Origin of the sequence: Nigerium sp. (assembly GCF_039811905.1) — a bacterium.
Lineage (GTDB): Bacteria > Actinomycetota > Actinomycetes > Propionibacteriales > Propionibacteriaceae > Propioniciclava.
Genome location: NZ_JBDHZL010000046.1, coordinates 1 through 18,971, shown reverse-complemented (window position 1 = coordinate 18,971; position 18,971 = coordinate 1). Strand labels below are relative to the sequence as shown.

At 69.3% G+C, this 18,971-nt stretch carries 28 protein-coding genes; 27 read left to right on the top strand and 1 reads right to left on the bottom strand.

The window, feature by feature from the left end; translation table 11 throughout:
• Positions 1-381 precede the first annotated feature (381 nt).
• From rpsJ to map, 25 genes are all read left to right on the top strand, one after another.
• On the top strand, positions 382-693 hold the full coding sequence (gene rpsJ / locus WMJ97_RS09220; protein ID WP_040157873.1) for a 30S ribosomal protein S10: 312 nt from the start codon (positions 382-384) through the stop codon (positions 691-693).
• A gap of 11 nt (positions 694-704) precedes the next feature.
• A complete protein-coding gene (gene rplC / locus WMJ97_RS09215) occupies positions 705-1,364 on the top strand; it encodes a 50S ribosomal protein L3 (protein WP_347348691.1) in 660 nt (219 codons plus the stop codon).
• Positions 1,361-2,026 (top strand): 50S ribosomal protein L4, encoded by a 666-nt coding sequence (gene rplD / locus WMJ97_RS09210; protein ID WP_347348690.1) that lies wholly within the window; start codon positions 1,361-1,363, stop codon positions 2,024-2,026. The genes rplC and rplD overlap by 4 nt, the downstream gene beginning before the upstream one ends.
• Positions 2,023-2,328, top strand: a complete 306-nt coding sequence (rplW, locus tag WMJ97_RS09205; RefSeq protein ID WP_347348689.1) for a 50S ribosomal protein L23 — start codon at positions 2,023-2,025, stop codon at positions 2,326-2,328. The genes rplD and rplW overlap by 4 nt, the downstream gene beginning before the upstream one ends.
• Positions 2,329-2,355: 27 nt before the next feature.
• The gene (rplB, locus tag WMJ97_RS09200; protein WP_347348688.1) at positions 2,356-3,192 is read left to right on the top strand and encodes a 50S ribosomal protein L2; all 837 of its coding nucleotides are present in this window, start codon (positions 2,356-2,358) and stop codon (positions 3,190-3,192) included.
• Positions 3,193-3,214: 22 nt separating this feature from the next.
• Entirely contained in the window at positions 3,215-3,496 is a 282-nt protein-coding gene (gene rpsS / locus WMJ97_RS09195; RefSeq protein WP_347348687.1) for a 30S ribosomal protein S19, read from the top strand.
• Positions 3,497-3,521: 25 nt separating this feature from the next.
• Complete coding sequence (gene rplV / locus WMJ97_RS09190) at positions 3,522-3,923, top strand: 50S ribosomal protein L22 (protein ID WP_347348686.1); 402 nt, start codon at positions 3,522-3,524, stop codon at positions 3,921-3,923.
• 2 nt (positions 3,924-3,925) lie between these two features.
• Positions 3,926-4,744, top strand: coding sequence for a 30S ribosomal protein S3 (gene rpsC, locus WMJ97_RS09185; protein WP_347348685.1), 819 nt, complete (start codon positions 3,926-3,928; stop codon positions 4,742-4,744).
• Between the two features lie 2 nt (positions 4,745-4,746).
• Positions 4,747-5,166, top strand: a complete 420-nt coding sequence (rplP, locus tag WMJ97_RS09180; protein WP_347348684.1) for a 50S ribosomal protein L16 — start codon at positions 4,747-4,749, stop codon at positions 5,164-5,166.
• A complete protein-coding gene (gene rpmC, locus WMJ97_RS09175; protein WP_347348683.1) occupies positions 5,166-5,396 on the top strand; it encodes a 50S ribosomal protein L29 in 231 nt (76 codons plus the stop codon). Before rplP ends, rpmC begins: the two co-directional genes overlap by 1 nt.
• A 9-nt stretch (positions 5,397-5,405) precedes the next feature.
• Positions 5,406-5,678 carry a 30S ribosomal protein S17 gene (rpsQ, locus tag WMJ97_RS09170; RefSeq protein ID WP_347348682.1) on the top strand — a complete coding sequence of 91 codons (273 nt, stop codon included), beginning with the start codon at positions 5,406-5,408 and terminating at the stop codon, positions 5,676-5,678.
• A gap of 146 nt (positions 5,679-5,824) precedes the next feature.
• Positions 5,825-6,193, top strand: a complete 369-nt coding sequence (gene rplN, locus WMJ97_RS09165) for a 50S ribosomal protein L14 (RefSeq protein WP_347348681.1) — start codon at positions 5,825-5,827, stop codon at positions 6,191-6,193.
• A gap of 1 nt (position 6,194) precedes the next feature.
• Complete coding sequence (rplX, locus tag WMJ97_RS09160; protein WP_347348680.1) at positions 6,195-6,566, top strand: 50S ribosomal protein L24; 372 nt, start codon at positions 6,195-6,197, stop codon at positions 6,564-6,566.
• A gap of 2 nt (positions 6,567-6,568) precedes the next feature.
• Positions 6,569-7,237, top strand: a complete 669-nt coding sequence (gene rplE, locus WMJ97_RS09155) for a 50S ribosomal protein L5 (RefSeq protein ID WP_347348679.1) — start codon at positions 6,569-6,571, stop codon at positions 7,235-7,237.
• 7 nt (positions 7,238-7,244) lie between these two features.
• On the top strand, positions 7,245-7,430 hold the full coding sequence (locus WMJ97_RS09150; protein WP_347348678.1) for a type Z 30S ribosomal protein S14: 186 nt from the start codon (positions 7,245-7,247) through the stop codon (positions 7,428-7,430).
• Positions 7,431-7,641: 211 nt separating this feature from the next.
• Positions 7,642-8,049, top strand: coding sequence for a 30S ribosomal protein S8 (gene rpsH / locus WMJ97_RS09145; protein ID WP_347348677.1), 408 nt, complete (start codon positions 7,642-7,644; stop codon positions 8,047-8,049).
• Positions 8,050-8,065: 16 nt separating this feature from the next.
• A complete protein-coding gene (gene rplF, locus WMJ97_RS09140) occupies positions 8,066-8,608 on the top strand; it encodes a 50S ribosomal protein L6 (RefSeq protein WP_347348676.1) in 543 nt (180 codons plus the stop codon).
• Between the two features lie 2 nt (positions 8,609-8,610).
• Entirely contained in the window at positions 8,611-8,994 is a 384-nt protein-coding gene (gene rplR / locus WMJ97_RS09135; RefSeq protein ID WP_347348675.1) for a 50S ribosomal protein L18, read from the top strand.
• 22 nt (positions 8,995-9,016) lie between these two features.
• On the top strand, positions 9,017-9,634 hold the full coding sequence (gene rpsE, locus WMJ97_RS09130) for a 30S ribosomal protein S5 (RefSeq protein ID WP_347348674.1): 618 nt from the start codon (positions 9,017-9,019) through the stop codon (positions 9,632-9,634).
• A complete protein-coding gene (gene rpmD / locus WMJ97_RS09125; RefSeq protein ID WP_347348673.1) occupies positions 9,634-9,816 on the top strand; it encodes a 50S ribosomal protein L30 in 183 nt (60 codons plus the stop codon). Before rpsE ends, rpmD begins: the two co-directional genes overlap by 1 nt.
• Before the next feature lies 1 nt (position 9,817).
• Positions 9,818-10,258 (top strand): 50S ribosomal protein L15, encoded by a 441-nt coding sequence (gene rplO / locus WMJ97_RS09120; RefSeq protein WP_347348672.1) that lies wholly within the window; start codon positions 9,818-9,820, stop codon positions 10,256-10,258.
• 77 nt (positions 10,259-10,335) lie between these two features.
• On the top strand, positions 10,336-11,028 hold the full coding sequence (locus WMJ97_RS09115; RefSeq protein ID WP_347348671.1) for an SOS response-associated peptidase: 693 nt from the start codon (positions 10,336-10,338) through the stop codon (positions 11,026-11,028).
• A 187-nt stretch (positions 11,029-11,215) separates the two neighbouring features.
• A complete protein-coding gene (secY, locus tag WMJ97_RS09110; RefSeq protein ID WP_347348670.1) occupies positions 11,216-12,559 on the top strand; it encodes a preprotein translocase subunit SecY in 1,344 nt (447 codons plus the stop codon).
• Entirely contained in the window at positions 12,556-13,131 is a 576-nt protein-coding gene (locus tag WMJ97_RS09105) for an adenylate kinase (RefSeq protein ID WP_347348669.1), read from the top strand. The genes secY and WMJ97_RS09105 overlap by 4 nt, the downstream gene beginning before the upstream one ends.
• Complete coding sequence (gene map, locus WMJ97_RS09100; protein WP_347348668.1) at positions 13,128-13,973, top strand: type I methionyl aminopeptidase; 846 nt, start codon at positions 13,128-13,130, stop codon at positions 13,971-13,973. Before WMJ97_RS09105 ends, map begins: the two co-directional genes overlap by 4 nt.
• Positions 13,974-14,017: 44 nt before the next feature.
• Here map and dacB read toward each other — a convergent pair whose 3' ends face one another.
• Positions 14,018-15,484: a D-alanyl-D-alanine carboxypeptidase/D-alanyl-D-alanine-endopeptidase gene (gene dacB / locus WMJ97_RS09095; RefSeq protein ID WP_347348667.1), complete on the bottom strand. Its 1,467-nt coding sequence runs from the start codon at positions 15,482-15,484 to the stop codon at positions 14,018-14,020.
• A 251-nt stretch (positions 15,485-15,735) separates the two neighbouring features.
• Between dacB and WMJ97_RS09090 the strand changes: the two genes are divergently transcribed.
• Positions 15,736-17,166, top strand: a complete 1,431-nt coding sequence (locus WMJ97_RS09090; protein WP_347348666.1) for a sodium:proton antiporter — start codon at positions 15,736-15,738, stop codon at positions 17,164-17,166.
• Between the two features lie 110 nt (positions 17,167-17,276).
• Positions 17,277-18,971, top strand: a 1,695-nt coding sequence (locus tag WMJ97_RS09085) for a DEAD/DEAH box helicase (protein WP_347348665.1), incomplete at its 3' end; no start/stop codon positions are given.

Here is an 18,971-nt window from a genome sequence, read left to right as displayed (position 1 = left end):
GGATTCCGGACGCCTCCGTCGGCCTCGGACGCCTGCGTCCCGGCGAGCCGGACGGGTGGAGGGCGGGATCGTCCCCGGATCTGGCCCTCGCAAGGATTTGCGTGAGCTTGGGTGTCGTGAAAAGATAGTCAAGTTGCTTTGACGCGGGCTGCGGCGAGGCTGGGCGATTTCGGTCGGCCAACCACCGCGGGTCAACCCACTCGGCAAGCCAGGCGGTCGGCGCCCGGCCCCACCAAGACCACGAATCGTGATCTTGTGCGGTCCGAACCGACGCGACACGCCCGGGCGCGGGGGTCGTTGCGACAAGGGGTTTCTCACCCGAGGGGCTCCGCCGAAGGGGAGCAGATGCTGGCTCCACCGCTCGAACTGATAAGGATTTCCATGGCGGGACAGAAGATCCGGATTCGCCTCCGGGCCTACGACCATGAGGTCATCGATACGTCGGCGAAGAAGATCGTCGATACGGTCACCCGCACCGGCGCCCGCGTTGCCGGGCCGGTGCCGCTGCCGACCGAGAAGAACGTGTACTGCGTGATTCGGTCGCCCCACAAGTACAAGGACAGCCGCGAGCACTTCGAGATGCGCACCCACAAGCGGCTCATCGACATCCTCGATCCGACGCCGAAGACGGTCGATTCGCTCATGCGTCTCGACCTTCCGGCCGGTGTCGACATCGAGATCAAGCTTCCGTGAGGTCAGCTGCCATGAACAAAGAACGCATCGTGAAGGGCATCCTGGGCTCCAAGCTCGGCATGACCCAGTTGTGGGACGAGCAGAACAAGGTCGTCCCCGTCACCGTCATCCAGGCAGGTCCCTGCGTCGTGACGCAGGTCCGCACCCCCGAGCGTGACGGCTACAACGCCGTGCAGCTCGGCTTCGGCGCGATCAAGCCGAAGAACGTCAACAAGCCCGACGAGGGCCACTTCGAGAAGGCCGGGGTCACCCCGCGCCGTCATCTCGTCGAACTGCGCACGGCCGACGCGTCCGAGTACACGCTCGGGCAGGAGATCACCGCCGAGGCGTTCGCCGCCGGCGAGGCCGTGGACGTGACCGGCGTCACCAAGGGCAAGGGCACCGCGGGCGTCATGAAGCGCCACGGGTTCGGCGGCCTGGGTGCCGGCCACGGCGTCCACCGCAAGCACCGTTCGCCCGGCTCGATCGGCCAGAGCTCGACCCCCTCGCGCGTCTTCAAGGGCATGCGGATGGCGGGTCGCATGGGCGTCGAGAAGGTCACCGTCCAGAACCTGACGATCCACGCTGTGGACGCCGAGCGCGGGCTGATCCTGGTCAAGGGCTCCGTGCCCGGCCCCAAGGGCGCCCTCGTCGTCGTGCGCAACGCCGTCAAGAAGGGAGCGAAGGCATGAGCGAGTCTCTCAAGGTCGAGGTGATCGGCACCTCGAAGTCCGCCGAGCTGCCCGGCCACCTGTTCAACGCGCAGGCGAACATCCCGCTGATGCATCAGGTCGTCGTCGCGCAGCAGGCCGCGGCCCGCCAGGGCACGCACGCCACGAAGACCCGCGGCGACGTCCGCGGCGGTGGCGCGAAGCCGTGGCGTCAGAAGGGCACCGGCCGCGCCCGCCAGGGTTCGCGGCGCGCCCCGCAGTGGACCGGCGGCGGCACCGTTCACGGTCCGCAGCCGCGCGGCTACGCCCAGCGGACGCCGAAGAAGATGATCGCGGCCGCGCTCCGCGGCGCGCTGTCGGACCGGGCCCGCGAGGGCCGCGTCCACGTCGTCGGCGAGTTCGCGAGCGGTAAGCCGTCCACCAAGTCGGCCCTCAAGGCCCTGTCCGGCGTCACCGGCAAGCGCGTGCTGGCCGTCCTGACCCGCGACGAGGATCTGGCGTGGCTGAGCCTGCGGAACCTGCAGCACGTCCACGTGCTCTCGGTCGACCAGTTGAACGTCTACGACGTCATCGTCGCCGACGACGTGGTCTTCTCGTCCGCCGCTTTGGACGCCTTCGTGGCGAGCAAGCCGGCCGGCGGCCAGACCGAGTCCGCCTCGAGCAATCAGGAGTCTGAGAAGTGAGCGACCTGAAGCACAAGGATCACCGCGACATCCTGCTGGCGCCCGTGGTGAGCGAGAAGAGCTACGGCCTGCTCGACGAGAACAAGTACACGTTCCTCGTCGACCCGCGGGCCAACAAGACCGAGATCAAGATCGCCGTCGAGAAGGTCTTCGGCGTCAAGGTCACCTCGGTCAACACCCTCAACCGTCAGGGCAAGCGTCGCCGCACCCGCTTCGGCACCGGCAAGCGCCCCGACACCAAGCGCGCGATCGTCACGGTCGCCGAGGGGCAGCGGATCGACATCTTCGGCCAGGCGAACTGAGCCAGGGCAAAGACAGGGATACGAAACATGGCTATTCGTAAGTACAAGCCGACCACCCCGGGCCGTCGCGGCTCGTCGGTGGCGGACTTCGCTGAGATCACGCGCTCCACCCCGGAGAAGTCGCTGATCGTGCCGCTGAAGAAGACCGGCGGCCGGAACAACCAGGGCCGCATCACCACGCGCCACATCGGCGGTGGCCACAAGCAGGCCTACCGGCTGGTCGACTTCAAGCGCTACGACAAGGACGGCGTGCCGGCCAAGGTCGCTCACATCGAGTACGACCCCAACCGCACCGCCCGCATCGCGCTGCTTCACTACGCCGACGGCGAGAAGCGCTACATCATCGCCCCCGAGGGCCTGCGCCAGGGTGCGCGGGTCGAGGCGGGCGTCGAGGCCGACATCAAGCCCGGCAACAACCTCCCGCTGCGCAACATCCCCGTCGGCACCACGGTGCACGCGGTGGAGTTGCGTCCCGGCGGCGGGGCCAAGATGGGCCGCTCGGCGGGCGCCCGCATTCAGCTCGTCGCCCGCGAGGGGCGGATGGCGACCCTGCGTCTACCTTCGGGCGAGATGCGGATGGTCGACGTCCGGTGCCGCGCGACCGTCGGCGAGGTCGGCAACGCCGAGCAGAGCAACATCAGCTGGGGCAAGGCCGGCCGCAACCGGTGGAAGGGCATCCGCCCGACCGTCCGCGGCGTCGTCATGAACCCGATCGACCACCCGCACGGCGGTGGCGAAGGGCGGACGTCCGGTGGCCGTCACCCGGTGAGCCCGTGGGGCAAGCCGGAGGGGCGCACCCGCAAGAAGAACAAGGCGAGCAGCAAGCTCATCGTCCGTCGCCGCAAGTCCGGCAAGAAGCGCTGATCGGGGAGTTGGAGAAGAAGACATGCCACGCAGCCTGAAGAAGGGCCCCTTCGTCGACGAGCATCTGGCCAAGAAGGTCGATGTTCAGAACGAGAAGAAGACCCACAACGTCATCAAGACCTGGTCGCGCCGCTCGATGATCATCCCGGACATGATCGGGCACACCATCGCGGTGCACGACGGCCGTAAGCACGTGCCGGTTTTCGTCACCGAGGCCATGGTGGGGCACAAGCTGGGCGAGTTCGCCCCGACGCGCACCTACCGCGGCCACGTGAAGGACGACAAGAAGGCGCGCCGGCGCTGAGCGTCGCGAGAAGAGGAAAGAGAGTATGAGCAACACCGAAACGCGGCCGAGCCGCCGCGCTGCCTTGCTCGGCGATCGTCCCGGCTCGTACGCCATCGCGCGTCACGTCCGGATGTCGCCGACGAAGGTTCGCCGGGTGATCGACATCGTCCGCGGCCTCGACGTCAACGACGCCCTCGCCGTGCTGAAGTTCGCCCCGCAGGCCGCGGCCGGCCCGGTCTACAAGGTCGTCGCGTCCGCGGCGGCCAACGCCGAGAGCAGCGAGAGCCTGCGCGCTGATGACCTGTTCATCAGCCAGGCCTTCGTCGACGAGGGCGTGACGCTCCGCCGGATCCGGCCGCGGGCCAAGGGCTCCGCGAGCCGCATCATGAAGCGCGGCAGCCACATCACCGTCGTCGTCGAGCCCAAGTCCGAGAAGGGAGCCTGAGCATGGGCCAAAAGATCAACCCGAATGGCTTCCGGCTCGGGATCACGACCGATCACGTGACCCGCTGGTATGCCGACAAGAACTATTCCGAGCTGGTGGCTGAGGACGTCAAGGTCCGCGACTGGCTGACGAAGAACCTCGAGCGTGCCGGCGTGAGCAGCATCGAGATCGAGCGCCGCTCCGAGCGGGTGACGATCTTCCTGTACGCCGCGCGTCCGGGCATCGTCATCGGCCGCAACGGCGCCGAGGCCGAGCGCGTCCGCGCTCAGCTCGAGAAGATCACCGGCAAGCAGGTGCAGCTGAACATCCTCGAGGTCAAGAACCCCGAGACCGACGCCCAGCTCGTCGCCCAGGGCATCGCCGAGCAGCTCAGCGCCCGCGTGGCGTTCCGCCGCGCGATGCGCAAGGCGCAGCAGAGCGCGATGCGCGCCGGCGCCCTCGGCATCCGGATCCAGTGCTCGGGCCGTCTCGGTGGCGCCGAGATGAGCCGGTCCGAGTTCTACCGCGAGGGCCGCGTCCCGCTGCACACGCTGCGCGCCGACATCGACTACGGGTTCTACGAGGCCCGCACGACGTTCGGCCGGATCGGCGTCAAGGTCTGGATCTACAAGGGTGACGTCTCCGGTACCCGCGCCGAGCGTGCGGCCCAGAAGGCCGCCCGCCAGGCCGCCGGCGGCCAGCGTCGTCCCGGCCGTGGCCCCCGTCGTGACCGCGACGGCGGACGCGGCGACCGTCCCGAGCGCGGCGGACGCCGTCGCGCTGAAGCTGCCGCCGAGGCCGCTCCTGCGGCCGAGGCGTCCACCGAGAGCGCAGGAGCCTGATCATGCTGATTCCTCGACGCGTGAAGCACCGTAAGCAGCACCACCCCAAGCGGGGCGGGGCTGCCAAGGGCGGCACTCGGCTGGCCTTCGGTGACTACGGCATCCAGGCGCTGGAGGGCCACTACGTCACCAACCGTCAGATCGAGTCCGCTCGTATCGCGATGACCCGTCACATCAAGCGTGGCGGCAAGGTGTGGATCAACATCTACCCCGACCGCCCGATGACGAAGCACCCCGCGGAGTCCCGGATGGGTTCCGGCAAGGGCTCGCCCGAGTGGTGGATCGCGAACATCAAGCCCGGTCGGGTCCTGTTCGAGCTGTCCGGCGTCTCCGAGGACGTGGCCCGCGAGGCCATGCGCCTCGCCATCCACAAGCTGCCGATGAAGGCTCGCTTCATCAAGCGGGAAGCAGGTGAGATCTGATGGCGCAGTCCGTCACCGCGTCCGATCTGCGCGGCCTCAGCCGCGCGGAGCTGAACAAGAAGGTCGTCGAGCTGAAGGAAGAGCTGTTCTCGCTGCGCTTCCAGGCGGCGACCGGGCAGCTGGAGTCGCACGGACGCCTCCGCGAGGTCCGCAAGGACATCGCGCGCGTCTACACCGTGCTCCAGGAGCGCAACCTCGGCATCGTTCCCGATCCCGACGAAGACAAGTGAGGCTGATTCATGGCTGACACGCAGACCGAGCGGACGTCCGCGCGCAAGGTGCGCGAGGGCGTCGTCGTGAGCGACAAGATGGACAAGACGGTCGTCGTCGCCGTGGAGGAGCGGGTGAAGCACCCGCTGTACGGCAAGGTCATGACGAAGACCCTGCGGCTGAAGGTCCACGACGAGGGCAACACCGCCGGCACCGGCGACCGCGTCCGCGTCATGGAGACGCGGCCGCTGTCCGCCACCAAGCGCTGGCGGCTGCTCGAGATCGTCGAGAAGGCGAAGTAGCGCGTTGGTCGTCGTGGACGAGCTGGATCCGGCTTGGAAACCCGCCCAGTGGAAACCCACGACGATCTCGCCGCCGTCCGGCGGCGAACACACCATTGGTTCCGCCAGGCCCGCGTGACGCGGGAACCGGCGAACAAGGAGAGAAAATGATCCAGCAGGAGTCGCGACTGAAGGTCGCCGACAACACCGGTGCCAAGGAGCTCCTGTGCATCCGGGTGCTCGGCGGCTCGAAGCGCCGTTACGCCGGCCTGGGCGACCGCATCGTCGCCACGGTGAAGGACGCCATCCCCGGCGGCAACGTGAAGAAGGGCGAGGTCGTCAAGGCGGTCATCGTCCGCACCGTGAAGGAGACGCGGCGTCCGGACGGCTCGTACATCAAGTTCGACGAGAACGCGGCCGTGATCCTGAGGAACGACGGGGAGCCCCGCGGCACCCGCATCTTCGGCCCGGTCGGGCGTGAGCTGCGCGACAAGCGGTTCATGCGCATCATCTCGCTGGCCCCGGAGGTGCTCTGATATGGCGAACTCGCTTCACGTGAAGAAGGGTGACCGCGTCAAGGTCATCGCTGGCAACGACAAGGGCAAGATCGGCGAGATCATCTCCGTCGATCCGAAGGCCCGCAAGGTGGTCGTCGAGGGCGTGAACCTCGTCAAGAAGCACACCCCGGCGAATCCGAACCAGGCCGGTCAGTCGACCGGCGGCATTGTCACCACCGAGGCCCCGATCCACGTCTCGAACGTGCAGTTGGTCGTGGGCTCCGGAAAGGACGCTCAGGTGACCCGGGTGGGTTACGAGCGTCGCGAGGTGACGAAGCGGCGTCCGGACGGCACGGAGTACACCGCTCAGCGGAGCTTCCGTATCGCCCGCAAGACCGGGAAGGAGATCTGAGCATGACGCAGACCGAGACCGGCGCGTCCACGCAGGCTCCCGCTCGGGAGCTGCCGCGCCTGAAGAAGAAGTACCGCGAGGAGATCGCCCCCGCGCTGAACGAGCAGTTCTCGTACGACAACGTGATGCAGATCCCCGGCCTGGTCAAGGTCGTGGTGAACATGGGTGTCGGTGAGGCTGCGCGCGACAGCAAGGTGATCGACGGCGCGGTGCGCGACCTCACGGCCATCACCGGGCAGAAGCCCCAGGTGACCCGGGCCCGCAAGTCGATCGCCCAGTTCAAGCTGCGCGAGGGCATGCCGATCGGCTGCCACGTGACGCTGCGGGGCGACCGCATGTGGGAGTTCACCGACCGCCTGCTGTCGCTGGCGCTGCCGCGTATCCGCGACTTCCGCGGGCTTTCGGCGCACCAGTTCGACGGCCAGGGGAACTACACGTTCGGCCTGACCGAGCAGGTGATGTTCCACGAGATCGACCAGGACAAGATCGACCGCGTGCGCGGCATGGACATCACGTTCGTGACCACCGCGACGACCGACGACGAGGGGCGGGCGCTCTTGCGGGCTCTCGGCTTCCCGTTCAAGGCCCCGGAGAACGACACGAAGCGGGCGGCTCGCCGCAAGACCGCTTTCACCGGGTCCAAGAGCCAGATCAAGAAGCTGAGGAAGTGAGGTAGGCATGGCGAAGACTGCTCTGAAGGTCAAGGCGTCCCGCAAGCCGAAGTTCGGCGTCCGGGCGTACACCCGCTGCAACCGCTGCGGGCGGCCCAAGTCGGTGTACCGCAAGTTCGGCCTGTGCCGGATCTGCCTGCGCGAGCTCGCGCACGCCGGCCAGCTCCCGGGCGTCACGAAGTCGTCCTGGTGACCGACCGGGGACGCGCCCCGGCGCGTCCCCACCCATCAGCCCGGCTTCGAGCCGGACGCCCACGCTCCGCCTGAGTCCGGGCCGGCACCTCGGTGCCGGCCGGCCGGGCGGCTCAGAACCGGCCCCGCGGGGCCGGATGAACCACGAAGCGTGCAGGTCACCCCGGGTGGACCCGGCGGTGAAACCGCACGAGAAAGAGGCTCAACAAGCCATGACAATGACCGATCCGATCGCAGACATGCTGACGCGCCTGCGGAACGCCAACCAGGCGTACCACGACTCGACGTCGATGCCGCACAGCAAGATCAAGGCCGGGATCGCGAAGATCCTCGCCGAGCAGGGCTACATCTCGGGCTTCGAGGTCATCGACCCCACCGAGGGCGAGGTCGGCAAGACCCTGAAGCTCACGCTCAAGTACGGCAACGACCGCGAGCGCGCGCTCGCCGGCGTCCGGCGCATCAGCAAGCCCGGCCTGCGGGTGTACGCGAAGTCCAACGCTCTGCCGAAGGTTCTCGGCGGCCTGGGCATCGCGATCATCTCGACGTCGCAGGGTCTGCTGACCGACAAGGAAGCCAATTCACGCAGCGTGGGCGGCGAAGTGCTCGCCTACGTGTGGTGACGGGAGGTATCTGAACATGTCTCGTATTGGCAAGCTTCCCATCACCGTGCCGAGCGGCGTCGAGGTGACCCTCGACGGCCAGGACGTCTCGGTCAAGGGCCCGAAGGGGCAGTTGTCCCTCACCGTGGCCGATCCGATCCGGATCGCGCGCAACGACGAGGGACAGCTCGAGGTGACGCGCCCGGACGACGAGCGCGAGTCTCGCTCGCTGCACGGCCTCACCCGGACGCTCGTGAGCAACATGGTCACCGGCGTCACGGAGGGCTACAGCAAGAAGCTCGAGATCGTGGGCGTCGGCTACCGCGTGATCTCCAAGGGTCCGCAGCAGCTCGAGTTCAACCTCGGGTACAGCCATCCGGTCGTCGTGCATGCCCCGGAGGGCGTCTCGTTCACGGTGGAGAGCAACACGAAGTTCACCGTGCTCGGCATCGACAAGCAGGTTGTTGGCGAGGTTGCGGCCAACATCCGCAAGCTGCGCAAGCCGGAGCCCTACAAGGGCAAGGGCGTGCGCTACGCAGGCGAGCACGTTCGCCGCAAGGTTGGAAAGGCTGGTAAGTGATCATGGCGATCTCGTTGAGCAACAACAAGGGGATGGCGTCGCGTACCAAGTCTCGCCTCCGCCGCCAGGCGCGTGGCCGCAAGACGATCTTCGGGTCGCCGGAGCGTCCCCGCCTCGTCGTGACGCGGTCGGCGCGGCACATCCTGGCCCAGGTGATCGACGACAGCCGGGGCGTGACCCTGGCGTCGGCGTCCACCATGGAGGCCGACCTGCGCGGCACCGACGGCGACAAGACGGCCAAGGCCAAGAAGGTCGGCGCGCTCATCGCCGACCGGGCCAAGGCCGCCGGCATCGAGCAGGTCGTGTTCGACCGTGCGGGCAACAAGTACCACGGACGGATCGCGGCGCTGGCTGACGGCGCCCGCGAGGCCGGTCTCGGACTCTAGATCGAAAGCGGAAAGGTTAGACATGGCGAACGAGAACGCGAACCAGCAGCGCCGCGGTGGCGCCGGTGGTGGCGACCGTCGCGGCCGCGAAGATCGTCGTGGCCGGGACAACGCCGAACGGGAGAAGAGCCAGTACCTCGAGCGCGTCGTGGCGATCAACCGCGTCGCGAAGGTCGTCCAGGGTGGACGCCGGTTCAGCTTCACCGCGCTGGTCGTGGTGGGCGACGGTGACGGGACCGTGGGCGTCGGCTACGGCAAGGCCAAGGAGGTGCCCGCGGCGATCGCCAAGGGTGTCGAGGAGGCGAAGAAGCACTTCTTCCGCGTCCCCCGCATCCAGGGCAGCATCCCGCACCCGGTGCAGGGCGAGAAGGCCGCTGGCGTGGTGCTGCTGCGTCCGGCGTCCCCCGGTACCGGCGTGATCGCCGGTGGCTCGGCGCGCGCCGTCCTCGAGTGCGCGGGCATCAGCGACGTCCTCGCGAAGTCGCTGGGCTCCAGCAACGCGATCAACGTGGTGCACGCCACGGTGGATGCGCTGCAGCAGCTCGAGGAGCCCGAGCAGGTGGCCCGCCGTCGCGGCAAGACCGTCGAGGAAGTCACGCCGGCCGCCATCCTGAAGGCTCGGAAGGAGGGCGCTGCCTGATGCCCACGCTGAAGGTGACCCAGACGAAGAGCGCCAACGGCGCGAAGAAGAACCAGCGCGAGACCCTGCGGACGCTCGGTCTCAAGCGCATCGGCGACGTCGTGGAGAAGGACGACCGCCCCGAGTTCCGGGGCATGGTCAACACCGTCATCCACCTCGTCTCCGTCGAGGAGGTTGACTGACATGGCGATCAAGGCACACGACCTGCGTCCGGCCCCCGGGGCCAAGACCAGCAAGACCCGCGTCGGCCGCGGCGAGGGTTCCAAGGGTAAGACGGCCGGTCGCGGCACGAAGGGCACGGGCGCGCGCAAGAACGTCCCGGCGAACTTCGAGGGCGGCCAGATGCCGCTGCACATGCGGCTGCCGAAGCTGCGCGGGTTCCGCAACCCGTTCCGCGTGTCGTACCAGGTGGTGAACGTCGGCAAGCTCGGGGAGGCCTTCCCCGACGGCGGCGACGTCACCGTGGCCGACCTCGTGGAGAAGGGGCTGGTCCGCAAGGGCCAGCCGGTGAAGGTGCTCGGCAGCGGCGAGTTGTCCGTGGCGCTCACCGTCGCGGCGGACGCCTACACGGAGTCCGCGAAGAGCAAGATCGAGGCCGCTGGGGGCTCCGTCAAGGAGGCCTGAGCGGCGACAGGCGGGCGGTCCCAGCGGGGCCGCCCGCCTTTCTTCTTGCCTGCTTGGTGGCGGGTAGGCTCGCGGGCATGTGTGGACGGTTCGCGGCGTCGGCGAGTACGGACGTCATCATCGAGACCTTCTCGATCGACGTCGTCGTCGACGCCCCTCAGCCCACGTTCAACGCCGCGCCCACCGACGCCGTCCCGGCGGTGGTGGAGCGGGTGGACAAGGAGTCGGGGGCGGACGTCCGCAAGCTCGTCACCCCGCGCTGGGGTCTCGTGCCCTCGTGGTCGAACGATCCGTCCGGGGGAGCGCGCATGATCAACGCCCGCTTCGAGACGGTCGAGTCCAAGCCCGCGTTCCGCAAGGCGTTCGCCGCGCGCCGCTGCCTGATCCCCGCCGACGGCTACTACGAATGGGTTCCGGGCGACGGGACAAAGAAGCAGCCCTTCTTCATCCGGCCCGACGACGGGGCCCTGTTCGTCATGGCGGGCCTGTACGAGTTCTGGCGGCCCGCCGACGGCGGCGACTGGCTGACGACGTGCACCATCATCACCACCCGCTCCGCCGACAGCGTCGGCCACATCCACGACCGCATGCCCATGACGATCGCGCGCGACGACTGGGCGTCCTGGCTCGACCCGCACCTGACCGACCCGCTCGCCGCGAAAGACCTGCTGCGGGTCACCGAGCCGGCGCACCTGGACGCCTACCCGGTCGCCACCCTGGTGAACGCGGTCCGCAACGACGGTCCCGAACTCATCCGGCCGCTCTCCTGAGCTCGATCGAGGACGCCGCGGCCGGCGGCCGCGGCGTCCGAAACCGGCTGCGGCGTGCTCACGATCCGCGGATGAGGCGACGGACCACGGACGGGGCGTCGCGCGTTCGAGGATCGGCCGACGCACTTGGTAGGCTCAGCGAGGTTGGGTGTGCCGCCCAGTTTGTTCCTGACTGAAAAGAGAACGGATGCTTTCCGCTTTCGCGAACGCGTTTCGTACCCCGGATCTGCGGAAGAAGATCTTCTTCACCCTCTTCATCCTCGGAGTCTTCCGGCTCGGTTCCGTGATTCCGTCGCCCAACGTCAACCTGCAAAACGTGAACCAGTGCCGCGTCCAGGCGGCCGAGGGCGCCAACGCGGGCATCTACTCGATGATCAACTTGTTCTCGGGCGGTGCCCTGCTGCAGCTCGCGATCTTCGCGCTGGGCATCATGCCCTACATCACGTCGAGCATCATCCTGCAGTTGCTGACGGTCGTGATCCCGCGGCTGGAGACGCTGAAGAAAGACGGGGCGTCCGGCCAGAACAAGATCACCCAGTACACGCGCTACCTCACGATCGTGCTGGCCGTGCTGCAGGCGACCGCCTTCACGACGCTCGCGGTGAACGGGCAGCTCTTCCAGGGCTGCACGCTGCCGGTCGTGTACGACACCTCGCTGTTCCCGCTGATCGTCATGATCCTGACCATGACGGCCGGCACCGGCCTCATCATGTGGATGGGCGAGCTCATCACCGAGCGGGGCGTCGGCAACGGCATGTCGGTCATGATCTTCACGCAGATCGCCGCGCAGTTCCCGAGCCAGATGTGGGCGATCTCGCTCGGCAAGGGCACGCTGCCCGACAATCCGAACGTGCCGAACGCGTCCGGGTGGCTGGCGTTCGCCGGCGTCCTGGCGGTCGGCCTGCTGGTCATGGCGGGCGTCATCTTCGTCGAGCAGGCGCAGCGGCGCATCCCGGTGCAGTACGCGAAGCGCATGGTGGGGCGGCGGCTGGTAGGCGGCACCACGACCTACATTCCGCTCAAGGTGAACCAGGCGGGCGTCATCCCGGTCATCTTCGCGAGCTCGATGCTGTACCTCCCGGTGCTGTTCGCGCAGTTCAACCCCGACAACCCGGTCTCCAGTTGGATCTCGGGGCACCTCACCCGCAACGGTTCGCCCTGGTACAACCTGATCTTCTTCGTGATGATCATCGCGTTCACCTACTTCTATGTCGCGATCACCTTCGACACGGTCGAGGTCTCCGACAACATGAAGAAGTACGGCGGCTTCATCCCCGGCATCCGCGCCGGCGGGCCCACGCAGCGGTACCTCTCCTACGTGCTGAGCCGCCTCACCGCGCCCGGCTCCCTTTACCTGGCACTCATCTCGCTGCTCCCCGCCTTGGCGTTCTTCGCGCTGGGCGAGGACGCGTCCCAGCGCTTTCCGTTCGGAGGCACCTCCATCCTCATCATCGTGGGCGTAGGGTTGGACACGGTGAAGCAGATCGAGAGTCAGCTTCAGCAACGGAACTACGAAGGATTCCTGAGATGAGGCTGTTGATCATGGGCCCTCCCGGCGTGGGGAAGGGCACCCAGGCCACCGAGTTGGCCGATCACTACGAGATCCCCGCGGTATCCAGCGGTGAGATCTTCCGGGAGAACATCAAGAACGAGACGCCCCTCGGCAAGCAGGTGGCGGCCCTCATCGCCGCCGGCGACTTCGTGCCCGACGACGTGACGACCGAGCTGATCCTCGACCGGCTCCGCCTGCCCGACTGCAGCAACGGCTGGCTCCTCGACGGCTACCCGCGCACCGCCGCGCAGGCCGGCTCGCTCGACGCCGCGATGGCCGCGAAGGGCACGGCGCTCGACGCGGTCGTCTCGCTCGTCGCGGCGCCCGACGAGCTCGTCGGGCGCATGCTGCGCCGGGCCGAGCTGGAGGGGCGCGCCGACGACAACGAAGAGACGATTCGGCACCGCATCGACGTGTACCACGAAGAGACGGAGGAGCTGCTCGACCTCTACCGGCAGCGCGGCCTCATCGTCGAGGTGGACGCGATCGGCGAGATCGCCGACGTCCGGCAGCGGCTCACCGCTGCGCTGGACGCCAAGCTCGCCCGATGATCGAGCGTCGCGGCATCGAACTCAAGACGCCCGACCAGGTGCGCGTCATGCGCCGGGCCGGGCTCGTGGTCGCCGAGACCCACGACGCCGTCCGGGAGGCCGGGCGTCCGGGGGTCACCACCGCTGACCTGGACGCCGTCGCGCGCGGCGTCCTGGCGAAGCACGGGGCGGACTCGTCCTTCCTCGGCTATGGCGGCGGGTTCGGCCTGCCGCCCTACCCGGCGGTCACCTGCATCTCGGTGAACAACGAGATCGTCCACGGCATCCCCGGCGACCGGGAGCTGGCGGACGGAGACCTCGTGTCGGTCGACTTCGGGGCGATCGTCGACGGCTGGCACGGCGACGGGGCGATCACGTTCAGCGTCGGGGAGGCGACTCCTCAGCGGCAGCGGCTCTCCGACGTCACGCGCGAGTCGCTGTGGGCCGGCATCGCCGCCGCTCACCTGGGCGGCCGCGTGAGCGACATCTCGCACGCGGTCGAGGCGTCCATCGAGGCGCAGGCCGACCACGAGTTCGGCATCGTGGAGGAGTACACGGGCCACGGCATCGGCTCCGCGATGCATCAGCCGCCCGACGTGCCGAACTACGGCCGTCCGGGGCGGGGGCCGAAGATCGTGCCGGGCCTGTGCCTCGCCGTCGAGCCGATGATCACGTGGGGTTCGGCCGAGACCGCGACGCTCGAGGACGAGTGGACCGTCGTCACGCGCGACAGCTCCGACGCCGCTCACTGGGAGCACACGATCACCGTCACCCAACAGGGGCTGTGGGTGCTCACCGCCGCCGACGGCGGCGAGGAGATGCTCGGACGCCTCGGGCTGCCGTTCGGCCCGCTGGCCGACTGAGACGGCCGAGCCGGGGGCGGAGGCGACAGCCCGGGGCGTCCGGTTCAGCGCCGGTGGGAGGCGATGGTGATCGCCAGGCGATCCTCGACCGGGCGCGGCGACGACGACCGGTAATTCGAGAGCATCGAGAACACGTAGCGGCGGCCGTCCACGGCGGTGACGTACCCCGACAGGCTCGTCACGCCGCCTAGCGACCCGGTCTTCGCCATCACGCGGCCCGCGGCGGCGGTGCCGCGCATGCGGGTCGACAGGGTCCCGCCGGTCATGCGGTCGGTCGCCCCGGCGACCGGCGGACCGGCGTAGAACGCCCCGAACCACGGCTGGCGCTGCGCGTACAGCAGCGCGCGCGTGAGCGCCCGCGCGGTGAGCCGGTTCGAGCGCGCCAGGCCGGAGCCGTCGGCGAACGCCGTTCCCGTGAGCGGGGCGCCGGCCGCGCGCAGGTAGTCGCGCAGGTAGGCGATGCCCTTCGCGGTGGTGCCCGGGGCGGACGTCCGGGCGCCCATCGTCTTCAGCAGGTGCTCGGCGATCGCGTTGTTCGACAGCTTCAGGAACGGCCGCATCAGTTCGCCGATGGTCTGCGAGGTGTCGGTCGCCACGATGACCCGCCCGGCGGCCGGCGTCACGCCCGCGATCGTCCGGCCGGCCACCGAGATGCCGACGGCGGCGAGCTGCGCGCGGAAGACCGTGGCGGCGTACAGGTCGGGCCGGTGGACGGCGACCCACCGGCGGCTGCCCCCGGACGCCGACGTCGCCACCGAGCCGGTGACCGTGATCGTGTTCGTGCCCAGCGTGCGCGCCACCCCGACGGACGACGACCTTCCCGTCTTCACCTTGTTGACGATCCGCACGTACGACGCGGCCGAGGCCGGCGTCACCGCGATGCGCGCCGCCGCCCCCGAGCGGGTCGGATACGCGGTCACGATCACGGTGCCGGCGTCGAAGTCGGCGTTGGGCGCCAGGGAGAGTCCGGCGATCTGCGGGGCGTAGTACTGCGAGGCGTTCTGCGTGCCCCAGGCCGAGTTGTAGTAGGCGCCGTCGAAGAACGACCCGTCCGCGACGAGGTTGCCGGTGAACCTCCGGACGCCGCGGGCGCGCAGGTTCTGGGCGAGCGCCCGCAGGTCGGACTCCATCAGGCTCGGGTCGCCGTAGCCCTTGAGGTAGACCGACGAGGGTACCGAGCCGTCCGCACGCACGGACCACCGCGCGATCGCCTCGGTCTTGAAGCGGTAGCCGCTGCCCAGGGTGCGCAGCGCCGCGCCCGCGGTGACGATCTTCATGTTGGACGCCGGCACGGCCGACTGCCAGGCGTTGCGGCCGGCGAGTTCGCTGCCGGTGGCGGCGTCCGCGACGAGCGTTCCGTTGGTGGACGCCGTCACCCGTGAGTCGCGCAGCACGGCCGCGACCTGGGACGCGAGCGCCGCATTGGTGACGGCGTGGGCGGGCGGCGCCGTTCCCGCGACGAGTGCGAGGGTGGTGGGCAGCAGGAGCGCCAGGCGGCGAATGGTGGGCATGGGGGACCTTCCGGGGGACGATGCGCCGGGGGCATGGCGCACGCACACCGTAAGCGACACATGTCGCTATGGCTAGGGTTCGTCCGGACCTGTGGAGGGCTGCCTGAGGGTTGTCCCCGATCGGACGCCGCCGGCGCCGGCCCATCGGGGCGGCGTCCGGTGGGGCCGTGGGCGTCCGGAGGGGCTTGGGGCGTCCGGACGGATCGTGGGCGTCCGCCCTGCCCAGGAGGGGACTCTGCTAGAGATGGTCCATGACGCTCCTGGAATCCGACGCCTACGTCCCGGCCTGGGGCATCGTGCCGTTCGTCCTCATGCTGGCCTGCATCGCGATCCTCCCGCTCGTGCCCGCCGCGGAGAAGCTGTGGGAGCGCAACTCCACCAAGCTGGCGGTCGCGCTGCTCCTCGGCGTGCCGGTCGCGGTCTGGGTGTGGACGCTCCTGGGCGCCCCGACGGTGCTGCACTCGCTGTGGGAATACGTCCAGTTCATCTCGCTGCTGCTCGCGCTGTTCGTCATCAGCGGCGGCATCTATCTCTCCGGCGACATCCGCGCGACGCCCCGCAACAACACGATCATCATCGGGATCGGGGCGGTCGTCGCGTCCATCATCGGCACGACGGGCGCGGCGATGCTGCTGATCCGGCCGCTGCTGCGGACGAACTCCGAGCGCCAGCACAAGTCGCACTCGGTGTGGTTCTTCATCTTCGTGGTCGCGAACTGCGGCGGCCTGCTCACGCCGCTGGGCGACCCGCCGCTGTTCCTCGGTTTCCTGCGCGGCGTCCCCTTCGAATGGACGCTGAGCCTGCTGCCCGAGTGGGCCTTCGTGAACGGCATGCTGCTGTTCACCTACTACGCGATCGACCACCAGAAGGTCGCCAACGAGACCGCCGAGGCGATGGCGTGGGACGCCGAGGCCGTCGAGCCGATGAAGGTGCACGGCGTGGTGAACTTCGCGTTCTTGGCGATGGTCGTCGCGGCGGTGGCCGCGATCCCGTCGCTCGATCTGGAGGCGATCGAGGCCGGCCACGCGGGGTGGGCGGCGATGGTGCCCTGGCGTGAACTGACGATGTGGGCGGCGGCGGCGCTGTCGTTCTTCCTCGGCGACAAGTTCGCGCGCTACGAGGGCAACGAGTTCTCCTTCGCGCCGATCCTGGAGGTCGCGGCGCTGTTCATCGGCATCTTCCTGACGATGATCCCCGCGCTGCGGTTCCTGGAGGAGATCGCGCCGACGCTGCCGCTGAACGAGGTCACGTTCCACCTGTTCACGGGCGGGTTGAGTTCGGTGCTCGACAATGCGCCCACGTACGTCACGTTCTTCGAGATGGCCCGTGTTCTGGGGGGCGACATGCAGGGCGTCCACCTGGTCGCGGGCGTCCCCGAGCACTATCTGGCCGCGATCAGCACCGGCGCGGTGTTCTGGGGGGCGGTGACCTACATCGGCAACGGGCCGAACTTCATGGTGAAGGCGGTCGCCGAGCACGCCGGCGTCTGGATGCCGTCGTTCGGCGGGTACGTCGTGAAGACGTTCACCTTCCTCGTGCCGACGCTGCTCGCGTCGATGGGGCTGTTCGTCGCCGAGGCGCCGTGGCTGAAGGTCGCGGGCGGGCTGATCGCCGCGTTCCTGGTCGTCCGGGCGATCGTGATCCTGCGCCGGCACGCGGCACAACCGGCGGCAACCGGTTAGGGCGCACGCGGGCGTCCGAGTAGACTGGTCCATCGGCCGTCACCTGGACGCCTTCGACAAGCCCTCGTGCGGGTTGTTTGAACCTCATCCACCACCCATGCGAGGAAGCGTTGTCCGATACTTCATTTAATCCCGAGCTCACGTTCGCCGATCTCGGCGTCCGCCCGCGGCTCGTCGCCGCGCTCGCCGAGCGCGGCATCGTGCACCCGTTCCCGATCCAGGAGATGAGCGTGCCCGACGCGCTCGCCGGGCGGGACGTGCTCGGCCGCGGCCGCACCGGCTCCGGCAAGACCGCCGCCTACGCGCTGCCGGTCGTCTCCCGCCTCGACGAGGAGGGGCGCCGGCGCGAGCCGCGGCGTCCGCGGGCCCTCGTACTCGTGCCGACGCGCGAGCTCGCCGTCCAGGTGCACGACACGGTGTCGTTCCTGGCCGAAGCCGTCCGGCTGCGCTCGATGACCGTGTTCGGCGGCGTGAAATACACCGGGCAGGTGCGCCGGCTCGAACGCGGCGTCGACATCGTGATCGCGACCCCCGGACGCCTGGAGGACCTGATCGCGCAGGGCCACCTCGACCTGTCCGCGGTGCGGATCACCGTGCTCGACGAGGCCGACATGATGGCCGACATGGGCTTCCTGCCCGTGGTCACGCGCATCCTCGAGCAGGTGCCGGCCGACGGGCAGCGGCTGCTGTACTCGGCGACGCTCGACGGGGACGTCCAGACGGTCGTCGACCGCTTCCTGCACGACCCGCTCGTGCACTCCGTGACGGAGGAGGAGGGCGCCCCCGACATCGACCACTACGTCTTCCTGGTGGACCGCGACAACAAGGACGAGGTCGTCCGCGAGCTGCTCGCCGGCGGCGGCCGGACGCTCGCGTTCGCGCGCACCAAGTTCGGCGCCGAGCGCCTCGCCCGCGAGCTGACCGCGGCGGGCATCCCGGCCGTCGACCTGCACGGCAACCTGACCCAGGCCAAGCGGCAGCGCAACCTGAGCTCGTTCGCCGACGGCAGCGTGTCGGTGCTCGTCGCGACCGACATCGCCGCGCGCGGCATCCACGTCGACAACATCGGGCTGGTCGTGCACATCGACCCGCCGATCGACCCGAAGGCGTACACGCACCGCTCCGGGCGGACCGCGCGCGCCGGGTCGTCCGGCACGGTCGTGACGATGGCGGTGCGCAACCAGAACCGGCTCGTCCGCGGGCTGATGGCGAAGGTCAAGATCAACCCGACGCGGCTGGTCGTCAAGCCGGGCGACGAGATCGTCGAGCAGGTGCGGGCGGCGCGCGTCGAGGCGGTGCCGACCGGTCCGTCGATCTTCGCTCCCGACCCCGAGGACGCCGTTGAGGAGGCGTCCGGCTTCGAGGGACGCCGCGATCGTCGCGAGCGCGACGATCGTCCGCGGGGGCGCGGCGACCGTGCGTGGGGACGTGGCGAGGGCTCCTGGGGACGCGGTGAGCGTCCGCGGGGACGCGGCGACCGGCCGGGGCGTCCGAAGAGCGACCGGCGTCCGGAGGGACGCCGGGACGGCCGGCGTCCGGGGGACCGGGTGGCCCGCGGCAACGAGCGGCCCGAGCGCGCCTACGACCGCGCCGAGCGCGGTGACGACGGGTGGGAACGCCCGTGGGAGGAGCGTCCGCGCGATCGCGGGCCCCGGGCGAACCGCCCGTGGGAGGACCGCGCGCGCGACGACCGTGGCCGGGATGACCGTGGCCGCGATGACCGTCCGGCCGGGCGCTTCGGCGACGACCGGCGCGGGCGGGGCGAGCGTGAGGAGCGCCGGCGTCCGGGGCACGACCGGCCGCCA